A 1,331-nucleotide genomic window follows, 5' to 3' on the forward strand; every position below is an offset into this window, starting at 1 on the left:
CGCCCGCAAGCTGATCCAGGCTTCAGAGACCTATGCTGTTCTTAACCGGCAAGCTGTTCTCGGTTTTCGATCGAACTACGCATTGCGGCTGTATGAGCTCGGCGCTCTGCGTCTGCATAGACGACAAGCGACTTGGCGTGGCGACATGACCGCTCTGCGCGCTGCGTTGGGAGTGCCTCCAGAAGTTTATACTGATTTTGCCCAGCTGCGTCGGAAGGTTCTGGAAAAGGCTAAGGCCGAGATCGATCAGCTTGCGCATTTTCGCGTCGAGTGGCGAGAGATTCGCCAAGGCAGGACGGTCGCCGAGATTGAGTTTCGATTCGAGCCGAAGGATGCTCCTGAATTGATTGCGACGGTCGACGAACTTGAGCGGCATTCGGGAGGCCGCAAACAACGGCGGGATGGGTCCGTTGAGTCGGTAAGCCTGGCGGCCCCCACATTGTCGGCAGCGAAGTCAGGGACAGCCGCGAAGACAAATGGTGAAACGTTTCCAAGTGGCACGATACGGTTCGGCGCTGAAGAGCTGGCGGCGATCGGGCGCCGCAGCGGCGGGGGCTGGGATATCGATCTGATTGCCGATGGTTTCAGGTCGCAGATGGGCAGCCGCTTGGAGAAGCTTCGTGGTCCAAAACTTATATCGGCTTGGACGGGGTTCTGTGAAGGTTGGGTAACTCGTCGGGGTCGCGCGCAGTAGAAATTGCACGCGTGCAATTTGCCGATCCCCCCACCGAGTCAGGTTAGGCCGTTGGAACGTGCTTAGGACGTCTGAACGTCCTACACACTTTCGAAATTATCGAGTTTCTTGACAAAAAAGCGCAAGTGAGTGCACCTTACCCCAAATTTCAAAAGGCGGGTGTATGTCAACGGCACTAGATATAGAGGGCACCCAGGATCTGGTGTCGGTAGCGACATTGGCCGCTCGTACGTCCTCCGTCTTGGAAAAGCTCCGCGATTCCGCCCGAAGCGCCAGAGCGGACGACCGGCGCGAGCCTACGTTTACGATCAGCAAGGCGGCCGAACTCGTGGGCCGAACCGCTGCAGCGATTCGGGATGCGGAAAAGGACGGTCGACTTCCGGAACCCGTCCGAGGCGATAACAACCGGCGTGAGCGTTACACACTTGCGCAGATCAACGACATGCGCGGGGTGTTCGGGACGCGGCCTTACCGGAGTGCAGACGATCCGTGCTGTGTCGTTGCGGTTCAGAACTTCAAGGGCGGCGTTGGCAAATCAACGGTGGCAGTTCACCTCGCCCAGTACCTCGCCATTCGCGGCTACCGCGTGGCGCTGATCGACTGCGATAGCCAGGCATCTGCGACCACGTTGTTCGGC

The 1,331-nt window shown here is 58.8% G+C and carries 2 protein-coding genes; both read left to right on the plus strand.

What is annotated here, in order from left to right; all coding sequences use genetic code 11:
- On the plus strand, positions 1–694 hold a 694-nt coding region (locus tag B7Y43_RS20100), incomplete at its 5' end, for a replication initiation protein (RefSeq protein WP_374133427.1).
- A 163-nt stretch (positions 695–857) separates the two neighbouring features.
- The coding region (locus tag B7Y43_RS20105) for an AAA family ATPase (RefSeq protein ID WP_374133428.1) at positions 858–1,331 on the plus strand (474 nt) is incomplete at its 3' end.

It is taken from the genome of Sphingomonas sp. 28-62-20 (assembly GCF_002281505.1).